Source organism: Exiguobacterium indicum HHS 31 (assembly GCF_001939065.1).
Lineage (GTDB): Bacteria > Bacillota > Bacilli > Exiguobacteriales > Exiguobacteriaceae > Exiguobacterium_A > Exiguobacterium_A indicum.
In genome coordinates, this window is record NZ_MPSZ01000010.1 from 13932 (window position 1) to 30908 (window position 16977).

The window sequence follows — 16977 nt, forward strand, 5'->3', positions numbered from 1 at the left end:
GAATCGTCATGTTAATCGAACAAATCATGAATACGACGTGCATCACGATGCAACCGACGAATTCCATCGCGCATGCGGTCGAACTCATGCAACGTCATCAGATTCGTCATGTTCTTGTCGTCAATGCCCGCCATGAACTCGTCGGTCTTGTCGGATTAAAGGAAATTCAAAGCGCAAGTAGTATCTTTCATCCGGATACAGCAAAACAAGACCTACAGTATCCGGTCTCAAGCATCATGATTGAAAGTCCTGTCACGGCTCATCCGCTCGATTTTCTCGAAGATGCGGCTGTGCTGTTTTATGAATACCGATTGACGTGTCTGCCAATCGTCCGCGGTCGACGCCTTGTCGGTGTCGTCACGGAAACGGATTTGTTGCGGACATTCGTTCAATTGACAGGTGCACTCGAACCAAGTTCTCAAATCGAAATCCGTGTTGAGAACACTGCTGGAACATTAGCAAAGATTGCCGCACTGCTTGCCAAAACGAATATCAATATCTTAAATGTACTCGTATATCCAACAGACGATCCGTATGTCCGGATCGTTGCGTTTCGTGTCCAGACGATGAATCCGATTCGGATCATCGAAAAGTTGCGCAAAGAAGGATTCGATGTACTTGGACCGGATGTGAGCAGATGAAGGATTTTGCTTATCTGTACAGTCCTGAAGAAGCGACTTATCGGTTTTCGGAGACACATCCATTCAATCCGATTCGCCTCGAATTAACTGTTTCCTTGCTTGAAGCGATGCATCAATTAGATGACATTCCTTGTATCGCGCCACGTCATGCGACTGATGAAGAATTGTCACTCGTTCATGATCAGGATTATATTGCCGCCGTCAAAGCAGCTGGAACCGGAGCATTAACCCCCCTCAAGGCACAGATGTATGGTCTTGGGACAGAAGATACCCCTTTGTTTCAAGGGATGCATTCGGGCGCTTCTCTCCTTGTCGGCGGCACGATCGAAGCGTGTGATCTCGTCTTATCTGGTCAATATAAACGGACCTTTCATATCGGCGGTGGATTGCATCACGGATTCCGTGGACGTGCCTCTGGTTTTTGTGTCTATAACGATACCGCTGTCGCCATGGCAGCCATGATTGAAAAATATCACTGTAAAATTCTTTATGTCGATACAGACGCCCATCACGGTGATGGTGTACAATGGGCCTTTTATAATCGAAAGGACGTCATGACATTGTCTCTCCATGAGACGGGTCGCTACTTATTTCCAGGAACGGGAATGGTGACGGAACGGGGGTCTGAAGAAGGGTATGGATTCAGCTGGAACGTGCCACTGGACGCCTTTACGGAAGATGATTCGTTTTTACTCGCGTATGAGACGGCACTCTTTGAAGCCTGCGAATTGTTCCAACCAGATCTCATCATTACGCAAAATGGTGCCGATGCACACGCGCTTGATCCATTGACTCATTTATCCTTAACGATGAAAAGTTATGAGCAGATCCCTCAAATCGCCGTCGCTGCAGCAAATAAATATACGAATGGAAAAATCGTTGCTTTAGGAGGCGGTGGCTATGACTGGTATCGTGTCGTCCCCCGCGCGTGGAGTCAAGTTTTTGCTGCCATGACCGGACAAGCTCCGTTTCACGGAGAGATTCCTACTTCATGGCAAAAACGTTGGAGTGGACAAGAAACACCCCCACCAACACACTGGCATGATCCAACACCACTCTACCCCACCATTCCGCGACGACCTGAAATCGAAGAAAAAAATTGGGAGACCGTCAAACGACTGATTTGGCCGTTCGTAAGTGATGAGCGTAAGAAACAATTGACTGCGACTTCCCCTTACTCCATTGATTAATTGACTTTTTATCTTCACATTTATTTCGTTCGGAGTTCACAACTTGTTGCTATACTAAATATGGAATTTTTACTTAGTAAATGAATAATAGTTGGGGGAATCATCATGAAAAAGGCATGGCTTTATTCCGGTCTTATTCTATCGACGGGGATCGTACTCGCAGGGTGCGGCAATGAAAAACAGGCAATGGATCACGATAACATGCAAGGGTCAGGAAAACCGACGGTCGAGGTCAACGTTAATGTTCCAGCCAAGACAATGGAAGAAGATAAAGTTGTTTTTAAAGCGTCAGCTGTCGAACAAAAGAAACCAGTCAATCTTGAGGACGTGACATTTGAAGTTTGGGAAGCCGGAAAACAAGACGGTGCCCATCAAAAGTTCAAGGCAACCTTGAAAAAGACCGGTTCTTATCAAGCAGAAGCTAAACTTGCTGAAGGTGAGTATGAAGGACTGTATCATATCAATGATAAAAAAGGACTCCATCATATGGATAAGATCTCATTCGTCGTCATGGATCATTCACATGAAAAAGAGGAAGCATCGCACGAGCATGGACATGATCACGAAGCCGTCGACGGTCTGTCTGTCCATTACATGGGCGCAACAAAAGCGAAAGCTGGTGCTGAACTTCCCGTCTCCTTTCATGTTTTCCTCGATGGGAAACCGCTAAAAGCGAACGTACAAGTGGAAGTCATTGAAACGGGCATTGAAAAGCATAACTACGTTCCTCTAGAAAAAAAGGATGATGCTTACAGCGGGAAAGTAACATTGACTGCACCTGGTCAGACGACGGTTCGACTCCATGTCGAAAATGACCAACTCCACCATCACCAAGATGAACTTATTACCGTCGCGAAATAAAAAAACGTCTCTTTTTTCAAGCAGCTTGCTTGAGAGAAGAGACGTTTTTTCGATTAAGGACGTGTCGAATCCCGTTGTTCGATCCGGTGTGGTAACGTGACATCGTTCGTTTCAATTTCTTCTTTGTTCAAGATTTTCGTCAATAGACGCATCGAGACTGCTCCGATATCATACATCGGTTGAACGACAGTCGTCAGTTTCGGACGAATCATCGTTGCAAGACGTGTGTTATCGTGTCCGATGACTTCGAAGTCTTCCGGTACACGGTGTCCCGCATCCTGTAAGGCATGGATGACACCAAGAGCCATCTCATCCGTTCCAGCAAAAATCGCGCGTGGGCAATCTTCTCCAAGTTCAAGCAATTGATTCATCGCCTTCATTCCTGAATCATACGTATAGTTTCCAAGGACGACATTTTGCTCGTTAAACGGAAGATTTGCTTCTTCGAGTGCTCGGCGATAACCCGCAAATTTCTTTTCACCATTGATTTGCTGTTCGAGTGGTCCAGTGATGAATCCAATCCGTTCATGTCCACGGTCAATCAAAGACTTAACAGCATCGTGCGCAGCACTCTCATAATCGATATTGACGGCAGGAAGATCATAATCTTGATTCAACGTCGCAGCAAGAACGATCGGAACCGGTGATGTTTTGAACTCACGAACGAGATCCTCATGCAAACGTCCACCCATGAAGATGATTCCATCCACCTGTTTTCCGAGTAATGTATTGAGCAAATGAATCTCTTTTTCCCGGTTTTGGTCGGAGTTACATAAAATGATGTTATATTTATACATTGTCGCGACATCCTCAATCCCGCGTGCTAAATCCGCAAAGAAGATGTTCGAGATATCGGGCACGATGACACCGACCGTCGTTGTTTTTTTACTTGCCAGTCCACGGGCAACAGCGTTTGGACGATAACCAAGCTGTTCGATTGCGTCTTGGACCTTCTTTCGTGTAGATGGTTTGACATTCGGGTTTCCGTTGACGACACGCGATACGGTCGCCATCGAAACAGCAGCCTCTCGCGCGACATCGTAAATCGTAATATTACTATTCAAAACAAATTCCTCCTTTAGTATGATCCATCTCAAGTGTTTTCATTTCGTTTTCATTTTTAGGCAACACGAAAGGAAGACAGGAAAAGATAGTTTTCTTTTCCCATTCTTCCTTCATTGTAAAACGTTTTCATTCGCTTTAGGTTACCCTTTTTCGGAAATCATTGAACGTTTAGTGCCGGAAAGGTAGTCGTCAAGTTTTCGATGAACGTATCGAATTCTTGGAAATCGAGTTGTTGATTCGCATCAGACAACGCAAGTGCTGGGAACGGATGGACTTCGACCATGACAGCGTCTGCCCCAATCGCGTATGCCGCTTTTGCTGTTGGCAAGAGTAAATCCTTACGTCCTGTCGAGTGCGTGACATCGACCATGACAGGAAGATGCGTCTCTTGCTTCAGAATCGGAACTGCTGAGATATCAAGCGTGTTCCGTGTTGCACGTTCATACGTCCGAATACCACGCTCACATAAGATGACTTGATCGTTACCACTCGCCATGATGTACTCAGCCGCGTACATGAATTCCTCGAGCGTTGCAGAAAGACCTCGTTTTAAAAGAACCGGCTTATTCGTCCGACCGACTTCTTTGAGTAAATCGAAGTTTTGCATGTTGCGTGCGCCGACCTGGATGATGTCGACATATGGTAAAGCAGATTCAACGGCGCTCGGTGTCATGATTTCAGTGATGACATGCAAACCGTGCGCGTCCGCTGCTTTTTTCAACATCTTTAGACCTTCGAGTCCTAGACCTTGGAAGTCGTAAGGCGATGTACGTGGTTTGTACGCTCCGCCTCGCATGAACTTCACGCCATGTTTCGCGAGATGTTCCGCGACCTCAAATACTTGTTCTTCGCTCTCGACCGCACACGGTCCAGCGATCAATTGTTGTGAACCGTCTCCGATGACGGCATCTCCGATCCGGATGATCGTATTCGTCGGTTTTTGTTTCCGTGATACGAGTAATTTCCGAGTCCGATCTTCTCCTTGTAATTCGAGAGAAGCTTTGAAAATTTCTTTAAATACATGCTGAAGGCGTCCTGTTTCAAAAGGTCCATGGTTATTAGCGGCAATTGATTCGAGCATTTGACGTTCTCGAACAGGGTCGTATCGATCAAGCCCTTGTGCTCGTTTGACTTTTCCGATTTCAACGGCAATTTGACCTCGTCTGTTCATCAATTCCAATAATTCTGCATTCACTAAATCGAGTTCATCACGTAATCTTTTTAATTCTGCATGTTGATCCATGTCCTACCACTCCCTAATCAGCATATAGCTCGTAATAGCAACTAATTATAGCGAACTCTTTCCCTGTTGTACATAAAGAAGCTGCATGATTTCTTAAAATATGAAAATAAATTACGTTTTTTCATATAATTTTTTGATGTTTCCTCTATAAGGAAACATAGAAAAAGAGCCCTCATGATGAGAGCTCCTCATGTATTGATTATTTCTTATGATTCACATCAGACTGTGGATCATTGTCTTCCTCTTGTTCGTCTGCTAACTGTTCACGTAACTCCGAAAGTTCAACGACCGTCTCCGTGTCGATTTCTTCTGCAACAGACGCCCCATCGACTTCGTCGCCGATTTCACGTTCAATGTCCCGTACGAGTTGCTCCGCTTCCGCGAGAGCAGCATCAATGCTTGCCTGATCCTTCTCAAAGCCCGCATATTGTGCCGCTTCTTGAACCGTTGGATTGTTCTTCGCTTTTTCAATGACAGGTGCTGCCTTATCTTTCGCTAGTTGAATCCACTCACCTACAAGTGGCTCAGCTTTTTCGCGGACGACTTGTGTCTGTTCCGTCAAACGTTGACGGGCAGGAGCCGTACGCTCGTCAATCAGATTGCGTACTTCACGACCTGATTTTGGGCTAGAAAGGAGAGCTGCCGCAGCACCAATCAATCCACCAACGATGATTCCGGCAAGGAAGCCTCCTCCTTTAGAAGAATCTTGTGCTTGATATGGATGTTGTTTCGTCATGATTTACGATCTCCCTTCAACTCATCTGGAATGCTTTCAACGTCCGGTACTGACACGACTTCCGGTGTGACCGGCGCCTCTGCCTTTTTCCGGAATCGACGACGTGGCTTTTTCTCGACCGTCGTCGTTGCCGTCGAATGATTTTGAACCGTAGTCTCTGCCGGTTTATTTTTCTTAAATAACTCTACAGCGACCGAACCCCAACGGACTGCTTGCGCAATCTGTTCTTTATTCGTATCCGCCGCACCAGCGACCGTATCGGATACTGTCCGGACAGAATCTGTCACTTTGTTTAAAGACGTACCGAGTTCTTCGATCGAATTTGCGACAGGTGCAAGCAATTCTGTTTTTTCTTCAATCGTATCGACCAGACGATTCGTCTTATGTAACAACGCTGTCGTCTCCATCATGATACCGTCTAATTGACGTTCAAGTCCTGCTGTCGTGTTGGCTACATTGTTGAGCGTCTTACTCGCAGCACCTAATACACGGGCAAGGAAAATGACGAGCACTACGAATGCGATCGCAGCGACTAATCCGGCGACTCCGCCTAATGTGATTTCCATGGTTCTTGCCTCCAATTTTTTTGCATAGTCTTTTGTTGATAGTTCGACATGTAGCAAGTCGTTCCTGCTACTCCAAATGGTTTATTTCCGTTACAATGATAAATGAAACCTACATAATCCATTTCGAGGGGGAAATTTCATGCGTGACCCACGTCTTACTCAACTGGCAACGAATCTCATTAACTATTCGGTTGCCCTTGAACCTGGTGAAAAAGTATTGATTGAAAACTTCGGCATCGAACGCGAACTGGTCGAGGCACTTGTTGAAGCTGCCTACGCGGCTGGCGGTCATCCGTTCGTCTTACTTAAGGATAATCGTATCCTACGAAAATTATACCGAAATGCTTCAGAAGAGCAACTCCAATTGATGGCAGACATCGAACGCAAGCAAATGCAAGCGATGGACGCATACATCGGACTACGTGCTGGTGATAACATCAATGAATTGTCAGATGTGCCGGCTGAACAGATGAAACTTTACGGTCAAACGATTGGTAAGATGCACACACAAGATCGTGTCAAAGGAACGAAATGGGTCGTCCTTCGTTTCCCAACCGCATCGATGGCGCAACTTGCCAATCAATCAACAGAAGCATTCGAAGACTTCTACTTCGATGTCTGTACGCTTGATTATGAAAAAATGGGTCAAGCGATGGAACCACTCGTTGACTTGATGAACCGGACGGATCGTGTTCGTCTCGTCGGACCAGGAACGGATCTAACGTTTTCGATCAAAGATATCCCAGCCATCAAATGCGCTGGAAATGCCAACATTCCAGACGGTGAAGTCTTTACGGCACCGGTCAAGGATTCGGTCAACGGTGTGATCTCGTACAATACACCGTCTCCATATCAAGGGTTCACGTTTGAAAACGTCAAACTGACGTTCAAAGACGGTAAAATCGTCGAAGCGACGGCGAACGATACGGATCGGATCAACCAAGTCTTCGATACAGATGCTGGTTCTCGTTTCGTCGGCGAATTCGCGATCGGCGTCAATCCTTTCATTCAGCATCCAATGAAGGATATTCTATTCGATGAAAAAATCGATGGCAGCTTCCACTTCACACCAGGTCAAGCTTACGAAGAAGCCTACAACGGTAATGACTCATCCGTTCACTGGGATCTCGTCAACATCCAACGTCCCGATTACGGTGGTGGAGAAATCTGGTTCGACGACGTATTGATCCGTAAAGACGGTCGTTTCGTTCTTCCAGAACTCGAAGTCCTCAATCCTGAAAACCTTAAATAAGAAAAAGCGGATGGCTCGTCCTACATAGGACGGGGTCATCCGTTTTCTATATCTTATTTTTTCAATGTCGCACGGAGCATCCAAATTTGTTTTTCGATTTCCTTCGCTTGACCAAGTAGATCATCTTCAACCGTCACGTCTTGTGCCTCAAGATGTTCAATCGCATCGAGCATCTCTTTTCGGACTTGTTGGAAGTCTTTGATGACGGAATCAATCATCTCATCTGCCGATAACCCCGATTTCGCTTCTTCAAGCGTCGTTTGCTCTAAATACTCTTTCAGTGTCGCAGAAGGTGTTCCGTTATTCATCAATAGACGTTCTGCAACAACATCATATTGTTCAGATACCCATGTATAAAGTTCTTCAAGCTTCTCGTGAAGCGTTAAGAAGTCTGGTCCTTTAATGTACCAATGATAATTGTGGAGTTTGACGAACAGTACCCCATAGTTTGCTACCTGTTGATTCAAAGCTGATTTTGCATGATTACTAATCATCTGATATTCCCCTTTCCTGATTTCAAATGACGTTCTATTTCATCTTTATCCTTAAATAACAAAGAATAAACATCATTCTCAGGAAAAGTGCTCTATCGAGGACGCTTTAATCCTTTCAACATATACCCACCTTTGAAGTCGACGGAATCGAATGCAACGAGGAATGCTTTCGGTTCGTATTCTTCGACGAGATTACGAAGCACTTTCATACGTGTTCGAGCCGCGAGCACATCTAACCGATAACGGACACCGTCTCGTCCTTGACCTTGATAATGTGTCACACCGAAACCATTATCGCGAATGACTTGAATCAGTTCCGCTGGAAATTCTTGCGTATGCACTTGAATCATATTGTAACCGATGGCGAGTTTTCGCTCGACATATCCACCGACGAGTATTCCTAGACCAAATCCAAGCGCATAAACGACCATACCGAGTGTCGTTAAGTCTTGGAATACGATTCCTAGTGCAAAAATGTAAATCAATGTTTCGACTGTGCCAAATAATCCAGCAATGACAGTCCGCCCTTTGACGAGCATGATCGTCCGTAATGTCAAAACAGGAACGTAAATCAACTGGAGCAATAAGATGAGTAAAATCTGTCCCATGGTGTCTTTCCTTTCCGTTAATAACTTCAACACATACACACTATTTCAAACTTTATTTCAAGATGCAATCCTATTTTAGATTTTCCTCATCGGTTTTTTGAAATTACTATCATAATTCAAAAATACGACAAAAAAAGCGCCACTCCGGTCGAGTGACGCTTTTTGATCTGTTGCTTATTTTACGCTTTGATACTGATGCTGATACGTCTGGATATCGCCCGCTCCCATGAACAGAAGCACAGCATTTTCATGCTGACGTAGAACAGAAACGTTGTCGCGCGTCAGAATAGAAGCTTGCGGGATTTTCTCCTGCAGATCTTCGACGCGAACTTGCCCTTCCTGCTCACGTGCCGATCCAAAGATTTCGCATAGATATGTCGCATCTGCCTCACGTAAAGAAGTCGCGAAATCATCCATGAATGATTTCAAGCGTGTGTACGTATGCGGTTGGAAAATCGCAATGACTTCACGGTCCGGATATTTTTTCCGTGCCGACTCAATCGTCGCGCTGATTTCCTTTGGATGGTGCGCGTAGTCATCTACTAAGATTTGTGTGCCGAATTCCGACTCACTGAAGCGACGTTTTACACCACCAAATGTGGCTAAACGTTCAGCAACGTCGTCTTTGCTCAATCCTTCGTACTGACAGATCGCAATGACAGAGAGTGCATTCAAGACATGATGACGACCGAATCCTGGAATGAGGAACGTGCCGTAGAAATCATCACGTAAATAAACATCAAATGATGTACCATCTGGCGTTGACGTCGCGTTTTCCGCGCGGAAATCATTGTTTTCTCCAAATCCATAATAGAGAACAGGTACATTCGCTTGAATGTTTTGAAGATGCTCATCATCTCCACAAGCAACGATCGCTTGCTTAACCTGCATCGCCATTTCTTGGAATGCCGAAACGACGTCATCGATTCCTGTGAAATAATCCGAATGATCGAAGTCGATATTCGTCATGATAGCGTAGTCCGGCTTGTAATATAAGAAGTGACGTTTGTATTCACATGCCTCGAAGACGAATGCTTTCGCATCCTCTACTCCTGCCCCTGTCCCGTCTCCGATTAAGAAAGCTGTCGGCGTGATACCGCTCAAGACGTGTGAAAGCAAACCTGTCGTCGACGTTTTTCCGTGTGAGCCTGTAATGGCGACCGAACGATATTCATTTGCTAGATGTCCTAAGAAATCGTAATAATGATGGATGGTTAAACCAAGTTCATTTGCCCGTGCGATTTCTGGATGATCATCTCCAAAAGCATTCCCTTGGATGATGACATAATCTTCTTTGATGTTATCCGCATTGAACGGGAAAAATGGAATTCCCTTAGCCCGTAACGCGTCTTCAGTAAAAATGTGCTTTTCGATGTCTGAACCTTGCACCTCATGATTCATCTCATGTAGTACTTGGGCGAGCGCACTCATCCCTGTTCCTTTGATTCCAACAAAATGATACTTTGTCATATAAAAGCCCTCCAATTCACGTTCCGGTCCGTACCATCGGGCTCGGGTACAAAACCTGTACCATTATAGCAAACCGATTTATTTTTTACCATGTAAATTATTTTGTTCTCGACGTGCGCGATACATCGCCATCAAGTCTTTCGTCGTCATAACGACGTTAACAGGCGGTCCGACCGGTTTTTTCACTTCCGACTGAACAGGCTTATCGACCTCAGTAACAGATGGATCTTGATCTACTTCAATAGCAGATGTATCAAAAGTCGGTGCGAAGCTCTCCGCTTGTTGCTCAGCTTCTTTTTCATCAGCAGACTCTTCACTTGATGTCTCTGTCGGAACAACTGATAATTCCACCGTCTCACTGTTGGATGATGTTTCAGTTTCGTCCGTTTCTTCTACTTCGGTTACGGTCGGCACTTCTTCTCTTACGAGCTCTTCACTTGTGTGAGGTTCCGGTATAAGTAATTCGACGTCCGTCACCGGTACAAGACCAGCATCTGCTTCCGCTTCGTCTAATGCGACTTCTGGCGCGATTAGTTCTTGATTCGTCAAAGCAACCTCATCAGTATTTCCCTCTTCGACTGTTTCCGAAACCTGTTCACTCGTTTCCGTTTCTTCCGTAGCTTTTACGGTTTCCGATGCAGATTGCTTCGGACGTTGGAATCCATAAATCGGTGAAGGCACATCCGTTAAAACGAAGCGATCTTCACGCTCCTCTTTTTTCGGACGTTCCACCGGCTTTGTCTCACGTTCCCCTGCAAGCTCTCGACGAATCCGGGCAGCCTGCTCTTTTAGTGACTGTTCATAACGATTACTCATACGTTCACCCCTCCATCTTGTTAAAAAATCGGTCGAATCATCGACCGATTGAGAATGCTTCCCCTACTGCTTTTGTATCATCGAGTACAAGAATCCCTTTTTCTTGTGGTGCATCGACAAGTCCGAGCTCACGCGCTGAGCAGAGCATACCGCTTGATGGTACGCCGCGTAACGCCGAAGGACGGATGATTAACCCAGACGGCATGACCGCTCCAGGTTTAGCAACGACTACTTTTTGACCCGCCGCTACATTCGGTGCTCCACAAACGATTTGTAAAGTTCCGTTATCTACTTCTACCTGACAGACCGATAATTTATCAGCATCCGGATGCTTCTCGCAAGAAGCAACGAACCCAACAACGAATTTCGGAGAATAATCCACTTGTTCGAGTAACAATTCGATATCTCGACTCGCCAGTTCCTTTTGGATGCGTGTTGCCAATTCTTCCGTCAATTCAACCGGTCCTTGTGTCTCGATCGTAAACGTAGTCGAAGCATCAAACAGGTTGTAACCGACGACACGATCACCATGCTTGATAGTTGCTACGTCTCCTTCACGAGTCGCTGTCACTTCCGCACGTGGTGCGTCTTCCAAAATGATCATTAAGACGTCACCGACGCCCTCTTTATTATAAAACACATTCATTCAATCCATGACTCCCTTCCGTCTTTCTCACAATGCCTATTGTATCAGATTCTTCACTCTTTCGGCTGCTTGTTTTTCGCAAGGACGAAGACCGGTTCCAGATTGCCATCTTCATATAAGAATGGTAATGCTGTGACCGGTACCCGACCGTTCGAGAAGAAGTCAAACATCAGTTGCTGTAAGACATCATATCCGGCGTCATTACGAATATCCGCGAAAATCAGCACATCCTGATGCGGAATCCCGACAGCGAATTCTCCTTCGATTTGCGCCGCATAATCTGCTAATAACGTCTTGTTCAAAACACGACTCGCCTCATATCCGTCGCCGAGACTCAAGAAATAAAAGATATTCCCCGCGACTTCATCTTGTTTAAATGGCGCTTCAAGCGATTTCACATTAAAACGCGCTGCTTCTGATAACTGTTCAGCTGTCCATTCAGCAGACGCCAGTAACTCCTCATCAATCAAACGATACGTCGCTCCTAGATCAAGCGCGTACATGATTTTCGTCTCACCTGTATGTGGTGTACTGACAAGCGTCTTTCCTTCTTTTGTCGTATCGGCAAACGATTTAGCGCGAATGACAGGAAAGATTTTTTGCTCTTGTCCAACGAGTGAGATTTGATCCGTTTGTCCGAGTACAGCACGGATATATTCGATCGTCTCTTCGACTGCGATGACACCTCTTCGTTTTGCTTTTGCGACAAGCGGATTCAATCCGACATCAACGCCTGATTTATCGTTCTTTCGCTCAATTCGTAATACAGACTTTTCACGATCGAAATATGTCGTGTACCCTTCTTCTTCAAATGTTTGTGTCATCATTCTTCGGATTTGTTGTAGTTCCATTCGAATTCATCCTTTCTATCATTAAAAAAAGCGAGTCAGCGCTCGCTTTTTTCTTAAACCGTCTCTAAAAATGCTGTCACCTGTTCTGGTGTCTTCCGCTCTTTCCCGACATAACGCCCTGTCTCTTCACCATCGCGGAATGCAACAAAACTCGGAATTCCGAAGATGTCCATTTCCTGGGCAATTTCAATATGATCATCTCGATCGACATAGTAAAACTCGAAGCCGTTAAATGTTTGCTCGATTTCCGGCATGAACGGATCTAAGAAGCGGCAATCCGGACACCAGTTTGCTGAGAATAAAAAGACGGCATTTCCTTGTTTTGCTGTATCGAATTCTTGTTTGGATTGTAATGTTTTCATGATGATTTCCTCCTTTGATTTCCCTAGAAGTCATTGCCCTCATCATAGCATATTCAATTGTGACTGTGCGTTTTCGTGCTTGGTTTGCTATACTGCAACTAGAAAACACCTGGAAAGGACTTCACTATGGCAGATCAACCAATCAAACATCCGTTCGAACGCTTCGTCGGCTTCGTTGGCATGACGAGTTGTTTACGTTACGGCTATTCCTTCATTGATTCCGAACGAAGCTTACCCGAAATCTTTTTGTATTTGGTCGTCGGTTTTGCGATCATCATTTTACTCGAAGCACTCGGAAAACGACTCGCTCGAAAATTGCCCGTCGTACGCATGCGGTATTTGACTCCACTTTACCTCATTTACCTCTATGTTTTCTTTACGAGTTTTTATTCAAGTTCATTCGGATTCTCTTTATGAAAAAAGCTGATTCAAAAAGTCATATTCTTGTTCGTCCACCATCCGGTCAAACAGGCGTATCCTTTAGAATCAGCTTTTTGTATTTAATATTCGATTTTTAAATCGCCATCTTGAATCCGACCGAGACGTCGTAATAGGCGATAAATGAAATAACTGATGATGCCAGGCGCAAGGAAACAGAGGACAGCGACTGCTAGATAATACTCCATTTCGAACCCCATCGTTTTTAATAACATCAACGGACCAACGAATCCGCTCGTGCCCATACCAGAACCTTCCGGATTGCTCTCAAGCATCAACAGAACAGTCGCAAATGGCGCTAGGATTGCGCCGGCTACAGTCGGCGGTAGAAGAATCCAAGGATTTCGAATGATATTCCCTACTTGTAACATCGACGTACCAATCCCTTGGGCAACCACGCCACCGATTCCGTTATCACGGTAACTGATGACGCCAAACCCAATCATCTGTGCCGCACAACCGATCGTCGCTGCCCCTGCAGCAAGTCCATCCAAACCAAGCATGATTCCAAGCGCGGCACTCGAAATCGGCGCCGTCAATGCAAGACCCATGACGGTAGCAACAAAAATTCCCATGAATAATGGTTCGCGTTCCGTTCCCCAACGAATCAACTCACCAAGATCCGTCATCCCTTTCCCAATCCACTTTCCCGCGTAACGTCCGGCAACGAATCCGGCTAGTAACGTAACAAACGGCGTCAATAAAATATCGAGTCGTGTCGTCTTTGAAACGAGTTTTCCGACCTCTGTCGCAAGAAGCGTTGCAATGTAACTCCCTGCTGGTCCTCCTGCTTCATATCCGAACGCACCAACGGCAACTGCTGCGAACAAGATCAGCGGTGGTGCCTCAAGTGCAAACGCTACAGCCACACCGATTGCTGGTCCAGTCAGTGCGATCGCCTGCTCTCCTAACTGAATGAGAAACTTCGCCTCTACACCACGCCCCACCAGTCCTTCACCAATCGTTCGGATGATGAGACCCATGATCAACGAACTAAATAAACCAAGTGCCATATAACTTAATACGGTGATGAAATATACTTTAGGACTAAGTGAAATCCCTTTTTGTTTGAACATCTTGTCACGTCCTTTTCTTAACATCGCGTATCATTATATCAAATCTCCTTTCTATCCGACTACATTGTTTTTTCAACTGACAAGACAGTCCGTACTTACGTCGTTCTTATTAAACAAAAACAGACAGCGGATTCACATCCACTGTCTGTCATGTCATTCACTTGACTTGTAGCGTCGCGAGCGTCGTCGTATCGAGGTTCGTGACGAGTTTCCGAAGCAATTCCTTCGCCGCGTCATAATCATCTGTATGCATGATCGATGCATGCGTATGGATGTAGCGTGCTGGTAAACCAACGACTGTCGTTGGAATCCCATTATTCGAACGATGGATGACACCACCATCGGTTCCACCTGCACCGACATAATATTGGTACGGAATCTTGTTCGATTCTGCCGTATCGAGGACGTAATCCGTCATCTCTTTTGAGAGAATCATGACACTGTCTTTAATTCGAAGCAATGGGCCTTGTCCGAGTTGACCAAATTCCGTTTTGTCTCCTGATGCATCATTGGCAGGAGAAGCGTCGACGACGAACGCGACGTCGGGATCGATGAGTGCCGTCGCTGTTTGCGCACCGCGCAATCCAACTTCTTCTTGAACCGTTGCACCCGAGAACAAAACGTTCGGATGATCCGCCGCTGTCGTCTCTTCCAACAATTCAATCGCCATTCCGACACCATAGCGGTTATCCCATGCTTTCGCCATGATCTTCTTCGGATTCGCCATCGGTGTGAACGGGAAGAATGGTACAGCCGGAATACCCGGACGTACTCCAAACGATTCTGCCTCTTCTTTTGAGTCTGCACCGATATCGATGAACATGTCTTTGATCGCCATCGGCTTATTGCGTACTTCTTCTGTCAACAAGTGTGGTGGAATCGATGCGATGACACCAGGGATGACACCGTTATCCGTACAGATTGAGAAGCGTTGCGCAAGCAACACTTGGCTCCACCAGCCACCGAGCGGTTGAATCCGTAACATTCCGTTCTTCGTGATTTGCGTCACCATGAATGCCACTTCGTCCATGTGCCCGGCAACCATGACTTTCGGTCCTGTCGCATCGCCTGTTCGTTTTCCGAAAATCGAACCAAGTCCATCCGTAACGATCTCATCCGTGACAGGTGTGATGCGCTCGCGAACGAACTGACGAACGTCGTGCTCAAACCCTGGTGCCCCATTTAATTCCGTCAGTGTTCGAAATAACTCTCTCGTTTTTTCATTCATATGTATCGCCTCCTGCTTCTCATTATACAAAAAATTGCTTCTATCACTTAACCTTTTGTTTCTCTCTGAACGAATTATTTGGTACAGTAGGAATAGAACCTGTAAGGAGGGGAATTTTAATGAAAAAACGCTATTGGATTATCGGATTGGCAGCAGCTGTCGTCGCCGCTTTCGCAGTGAAGAAAGCCGTTGATGACAAACAACTTTCTGCCGAGGAAGCGCTCGAAATCACGAAACGCACATTTTCAGCAAAAGGACGTGTCCAAGGTGCATGGATCTCTGCAACACCAGAGGCTTACGCATATGAGTCACGTGACTACCAAAGCTACAAAGGTGGCATCTCGGTCCTTGAAGGTGATGACGAAAAAACGTATCAATTCACAGTTGATGCCGAAACTGGCGCTTTACTCGAATACGCTTAATCAAAAGACCGTGCTTCGATCGACGAAGTACGGTCTTTTTTCCACGTTCATCTGAAGGAGGTATGATTCATGTCGATTCTTGCTACGCTGTTCGTTATCCTCGTTGCTTTGGAACACTTTTATATTTTAGCACTTGAAATGTTCTTTCTTTCTTCCAAAGCGGCTCGTCGAACGTTCGGTTTAACGGACGAAGCTGTTGCATCACAACAAATTCGGACACTTTTTGCGAATCAAGGCTTATATAATGGATTTTTAGCAGCCGGACTCGTATTCGGTCTGATTCGTCAGGATGTGGCTGTCCAATTGTTCTTTTTAGCATGTGTCATCATCGCTGCGCTTTATGGCGCCGTGACTGCCAATCGCTCCATTTTACTCAAACAAGGCTTGCCTGCCATACTCGCTTTCATCTTCGTGTTGCTTGCATGAGAAAAGCCCCTATCCGATTGGATAGAGGCTTTTTTTCTTAATTAACGCGGGTTGTCGTTGCGTTCGTAGATCGGGTTCATGTATTCCGTCGTCGAGTATAGACGTGGAACAACAATGTATAAGATGACTGCTGGTACAGCGATGATCAACAACATCAAGAGCATCGGTAACCAGTAGACGACTTTTTGTTGAAGATTATCCGAGTTACCGTCGATGTATTCTTTTACGCCATCAACTTTTGCAGCATCGGCACTCGTCAACAATTTACCGCTATCGGCATTGAAGAAGTGGATTTCACGTTTGATTGTGATGAAGATGCCGTCACGGACTGTCTCGATGACAGCGATCCCGCCGATGACTTCTTCTCCTTTTTCATTCGTGAACGTCTTCGGATCCTCGATTTCGACCGAACCTTTTTTATAATCGTAATGCGTCGTTGGTAATTCCTCATCTAATGCTTTCGTCATTTCTGAGGTATCAACCGCAGCAAGTACCGATTGACCGATACTTAATGCGAGAAAGAGCGCCGTTACGAAGGCTAAGCTTTTCTGCCACATCCCCAAATTCCCCCTTTACCTATAAGTAC

21 protein-coding genes are annotated in these 16977 nt (G+C 45.6%); 7 read left to right on the forward strand and 14 right to left on the reverse strand.

The genetic code is table 11. The annotated features are described in order from the left end of the window. Nucleotides 1-8 precede the first annotated feature (8 nt). From N179_RS15030 to N179_RS15040, 3 genes are all read left to right on the forward strand, one after another. On the forward strand, nucleotides 9-641 hold the full coding sequence (locus N179_RS15030; RefSeq protein WP_023469065.1) for an acetoin utilization AcuB family protein: 633 nt from the start codon (nucleotides 9-11) through the stop codon (nucleotides 639-641). Continuing rightward, nucleotides 638-1831 carry an acetoin utilization protein AcuC gene (locus N179_RS15035; RefSeq protein ID WP_055968781.1) on the forward strand — a complete coding sequence of 398 codons (1194 nt, stop codon included), beginning with the start codon at nucleotides 638-640 and terminating at the stop codon, nucleotides 1829-1831. Before N179_RS15030 ends, N179_RS15035 begins: the two co-directional genes overlap by 4 nt. Before the next feature lie 105 nt (nucleotides 1832-1936). Next, nucleotides 1937-2692: a maltotransferase domain-containing protein gene (locus N179_RS15040; protein WP_143404496.1), complete on the forward strand. Its 756-nt coding sequence runs from the start codon at nucleotides 1937-1939 to the stop codon at nucleotides 2690-2692. A gap of 53 nt (nucleotides 2693-2745) precedes the next feature. On the opposite strand, the gene ccpA is transcribed toward N179_RS15040, so the two are convergent. The 4 genes from ccpA to N179_RS15060 form a co-directional block, all read right to left on the reverse strand. Then, nucleotides 2746-3756, reverse strand: a complete 1011-nt coding sequence (gene ccpA, locus N179_RS15045) for a catabolite control protein A (protein ID WP_023469068.1) — start codon at nucleotides 3754-3756, stop codon at nucleotides 2746-2748. Between the two features lie 158 nt (nucleotides 3757-3914). Further along, nucleotides 3915-5000: a bifunctional 3-deoxy-7-phosphoheptulonate synthase/chorismate mutase gene (locus N179_RS15050; RefSeq protein WP_075643125.1), complete on the reverse strand. Its 1086-nt coding sequence runs from the start codon at nucleotides 4998-5000 to the stop codon at nucleotides 3915-3917. Between the two features lie 199 nt (nucleotides 5001-5199). Next, entirely contained in the window at nucleotides 5200-5736 is a 537-nt protein-coding gene (locus N179_RS15055; RefSeq protein ID WP_023469070.1) for a YtxH domain-containing protein, read from the reverse strand. Beyond that, a complete protein-coding gene (locus N179_RS15060; RefSeq protein WP_055968785.1) occupies nucleotides 5733-6302 on the reverse strand; it encodes a DUF948 domain-containing protein in 570 nt (189 codons plus the stop codon). The genes N179_RS15055 and N179_RS15060 overlap by 4 nt, the downstream gene beginning before the upstream one ends. Nucleotides 6303-6441: 139 nt before the next feature. Between N179_RS15060 and N179_RS15065 the strand changes: the two genes are divergently transcribed. Beyond that, nucleotides 6442-7554 (forward strand): aminopeptidase, encoded by a 1113-nt coding sequence (locus tag N179_RS15065; protein ID WP_029342360.1) that lies wholly within the window; start codon nucleotides 6442-6444, stop codon nucleotides 7552-7554. 53 nt (nucleotides 7555-7607) lie between these two features. Here the strand turns inward: N179_RS15065 and N179_RS15070 are convergent, their stop codons facing one another. From N179_RS15070 to N179_RS15100, 7 genes are all read right to left on the reverse strand, one after another. Continuing rightward, the gene (locus N179_RS15070; protein ID WP_023469073.1) at nucleotides 7608-8048 is read right to left on the reverse strand and encodes a Dps family protein; all 441 of its coding nucleotides are present in this window, start codon (nucleotides 8046-8048) and stop codon (nucleotides 7608-7610) included. 92 nt (nucleotides 8049-8140) lie between these two features. Continuing rightward, the gene (locus tag N179_RS15075) at nucleotides 8141-8656 is read right to left on the reverse strand and encodes a DUF2179 domain-containing protein (RefSeq protein ID WP_023469074.1); all 516 of its coding nucleotides are present in this window, start codon (nucleotides 8654-8656) and stop codon (nucleotides 8141-8143) included. A 174-nt stretch (nucleotides 8657-8830) separates the two neighbouring features. Then, nucleotides 8831-10126 (reverse strand): UDP-N-acetylmuramate--L-alanine ligase, encoded by a 1296-nt coding sequence (gene murC / locus N179_RS15080; protein ID WP_023469075.1) that lies wholly within the window; start codon nucleotides 10124-10126, stop codon nucleotides 8831-8833. Nucleotides 10127-10204: 78 nt separating this feature from the next. After that, nucleotides 10205-10942, reverse strand: coding sequence for a hypothetical protein (locus N179_RS15085; protein ID WP_075643126.1), 738 nt, complete (start codon nucleotides 10940-10942; stop codon nucleotides 10205-10207). Between the two features lie 37 nt (nucleotides 10943-10979). Then, a complete protein-coding gene (ytpR, locus tag N179_RS15090; protein WP_075643127.1) occupies nucleotides 10980-11588 on the reverse strand; it encodes a YtpR family tRNA-binding protein in 609 nt (202 codons plus the stop codon). Between the two features lie 53 nt (nucleotides 11589-11641). Next, on the reverse strand, nucleotides 11642-12439 hold the full coding sequence (locus N179_RS15095) for a DUF1444 domain-containing protein (protein ID WP_023469078.1): 798 nt from the start codon (nucleotides 12437-12439) through the stop codon (nucleotides 11642-11644). A 53-nt stretch (nucleotides 12440-12492) separates the two neighbouring features. Next, a complete protein-coding gene (locus N179_RS15100; protein WP_023469079.1) occupies nucleotides 12493-12801 on the reverse strand; it encodes a thioredoxin family protein in 309 nt (102 codons plus the stop codon). A gap of 126 nt (nucleotides 12802-12927) precedes the next feature. Here N179_RS15100 and N179_RS15105 point away from each other — a divergent pair, with 126 nt between their 5' ends. Beyond that, nucleotides 12928-13218 (forward strand): hypothetical protein, encoded by a 291-nt coding sequence (locus tag N179_RS15105; RefSeq protein ID WP_023469080.1) that lies wholly within the window; start codon nucleotides 12928-12930, stop codon nucleotides 13216-13218. Nucleotides 13219-13301: 83 nt separating this feature from the next. On the opposite strand, the gene N179_RS15110 is transcribed toward N179_RS15105, so the two are convergent. Both N179_RS15110 and N179_RS15115 read right to left on the reverse strand, forming a co-directional pair. Next, a complete protein-coding gene (locus tag N179_RS15110) occupies nucleotides 13302-14315 on the reverse strand; it encodes a PTS sugar transporter subunit IIC (RefSeq protein WP_023469081.1) in 1014 nt (337 codons plus the stop codon). Between the two features lie 157 nt (nucleotides 14316-14472). After that, on the reverse strand, nucleotides 14473-15543 hold the full coding sequence (locus tag N179_RS15115) for a M42 family metallopeptidase (protein WP_058264708.1): 1071 nt from the start codon (nucleotides 15541-15543) through the stop codon (nucleotides 14473-14475). A 119-nt stretch (nucleotides 15544-15662) separates the two neighbouring features. On the opposite strand from N179_RS15115, the gene N179_RS15120 reads away from it, so the two are divergent. Together N179_RS15120 and N179_RS15125 are read left to right on the forward strand one after the other, a co-directional pair. After that, nucleotides 15663-15965: a PepSY domain-containing protein gene (locus N179_RS15120; RefSeq protein WP_023469083.1), complete on the forward strand. Its 303-nt coding sequence runs from the start codon at nucleotides 15663-15665 to the stop codon at nucleotides 15963-15965. A gap of 69 nt (nucleotides 15966-16034) precedes the next feature. Further along, a complete protein-coding gene (locus N179_RS15125) occupies nucleotides 16035-16391 on the forward strand; it encodes a DUF1304 domain-containing protein (RefSeq protein ID WP_058264707.1) in 357 nt (118 codons plus the stop codon). Between the two features lie 41 nt (nucleotides 16392-16432). Here the strand turns inward: N179_RS15125 and N179_RS15130 are convergent, their stop codons facing one another. Beyond that, the gene (locus N179_RS15130) at nucleotides 16433-16948 is read right to left on the reverse strand and encodes a hypothetical protein (RefSeq protein ID WP_058264706.1); all 516 of its coding nucleotides are present in this window, start codon (nucleotides 16946-16948) and stop codon (nucleotides 16433-16435) included. Nucleotides 16949-16977 lie beyond the last annotated feature (29 nt).

Excerpts from the sequence above, each read along its gene's own strand:
- N179_RS15115 (WP_058264708.1), bottom strand. The coding sequence starts at position 15,543 with ATGAATGAAAAAACGAGAGAGTTATTTCGAACACTGACGGAATTAAAT.
- N179_RS15060 (WP_055968785.1), bottom strand. The coding sequence starts at position 6,302 with ATGGAAATCACATTAGGCGGAGTCGCCGGATTAGTCGCTGCGATCGCA.
- N179_RS15070 (WP_023469073.1), bottom strand. The coding sequence starts at position 8,048 with ATGATTAGTAATCATGCAAAATCAGCTTTGAATCAACAGGTAGCAAAC.
- N179_RS15125 (WP_058264707.1), top strand. The coding sequence starts at position 16,035 with ATGTCGATTCTTGCTACGCTGTTCGTTATCCTCGTTGCTTTGGAACAC.
- N179_RS15110 (WP_023469081.1), bottom strand. The coding sequence starts at position 14,315 with ATGTTCAAACAAAAAGGGATTTCACTTAGTCCTAAAGTATATTTCATC.
- N179_RS15040 (WP_143404496.1), top strand. The coding sequence starts at position 1,937 with ATGAAAAAGGCATGGCTTTATTCCGGTCTTATTCTATCGACGGGGATC.
- N179_RS15055 (WP_023469070.1), bottom strand. The coding sequence starts at position 5,736 with ATGACGAAACAACATCCATATCAAGCACAAGATTCTTCTAAAGGAGGA.
- N179_RS15035 (WP_055968781.1), top strand. The coding sequence starts at position 638 with ATGAAGGATTTTGCTTATCTGTACAGTCCTGAAGAAGCGACTTATCGG.
- N179_RS15120 (WP_023469083.1), top strand. The coding sequence starts at position 15,663 with ATGAAAAAACGCTATTGGATTATCGGATTGGCAGCAGCTGTCGTCGCC.
- N179_RS15085 (WP_075643126.1), bottom strand. The coding sequence starts at position 10,942 with ATGAGTAATCGTTATGAACAGTCACTAAAAGAGCAGGCTGCCCGGATT.
- N179_RS15095 (WP_023469078.1), bottom strand. The coding sequence starts at position 12,439 with ATGGAACTACAACAAATCCGAAGAATGATGACACAAACATTTGAAGAA.
- murC (WP_023469075.1), bottom strand. The coding sequence starts at position 10,126 with ATGACAAAGTATCATTTTGTTGGAATCAAAGGAACAGGGATGAGTGCG.
- N179_RS15050 (WP_075643125.1), bottom strand. The coding sequence starts at position 5,000 with ATGGATCAACATGCAGAATTAAAAAGATTACGTGATGAACTCGATTTA.
- N179_RS15100 (WP_023469079.1), bottom strand. The coding sequence starts at position 12,801 with ATGAAAACATTACAATCCAAACAAGAATTCGATACAGCAAAACAAGGA.
- N179_RS15105 (WP_023469080.1), top strand. The coding sequence starts at position 12,928 with ATGGCAGATCAACCAATCAAACATCCGTTCGAACGCTTCGTCGGCTTC.
- ytpR (WP_075643127.1), bottom strand. The coding sequence starts at position 11,588 with ATGAATGTGTTTTATAATAAAGAGGGCGTCGGTGACGTCTTAATGATC.
- N179_RS15030 (WP_023469065.1), top strand. The coding sequence starts at position 9 with ATGTTAATCGAACAAATCATGAATACGACGTGCATCACGATGCAACCG.
- N179_RS15130 (WP_058264706.1), bottom strand. The coding sequence starts at position 16,948 with ATGTGGCAGAAAAGCTTAGCCTTCGTAACGGCGCTCTTTCTCGCATTA.
- N179_RS15065 (WP_029342360.1), top strand. The coding sequence starts at position 6,442 with ATGCGTGACCCACGTCTTACTCAACTGGCAACGAATCTCATTAACTAT.
- N179_RS15075 (WP_023469074.1), bottom strand. The coding sequence starts at position 8,656 with ATGGGACAGATTTTACTCATCTTATTGCTCCAGTTGATTTACGTTCCT.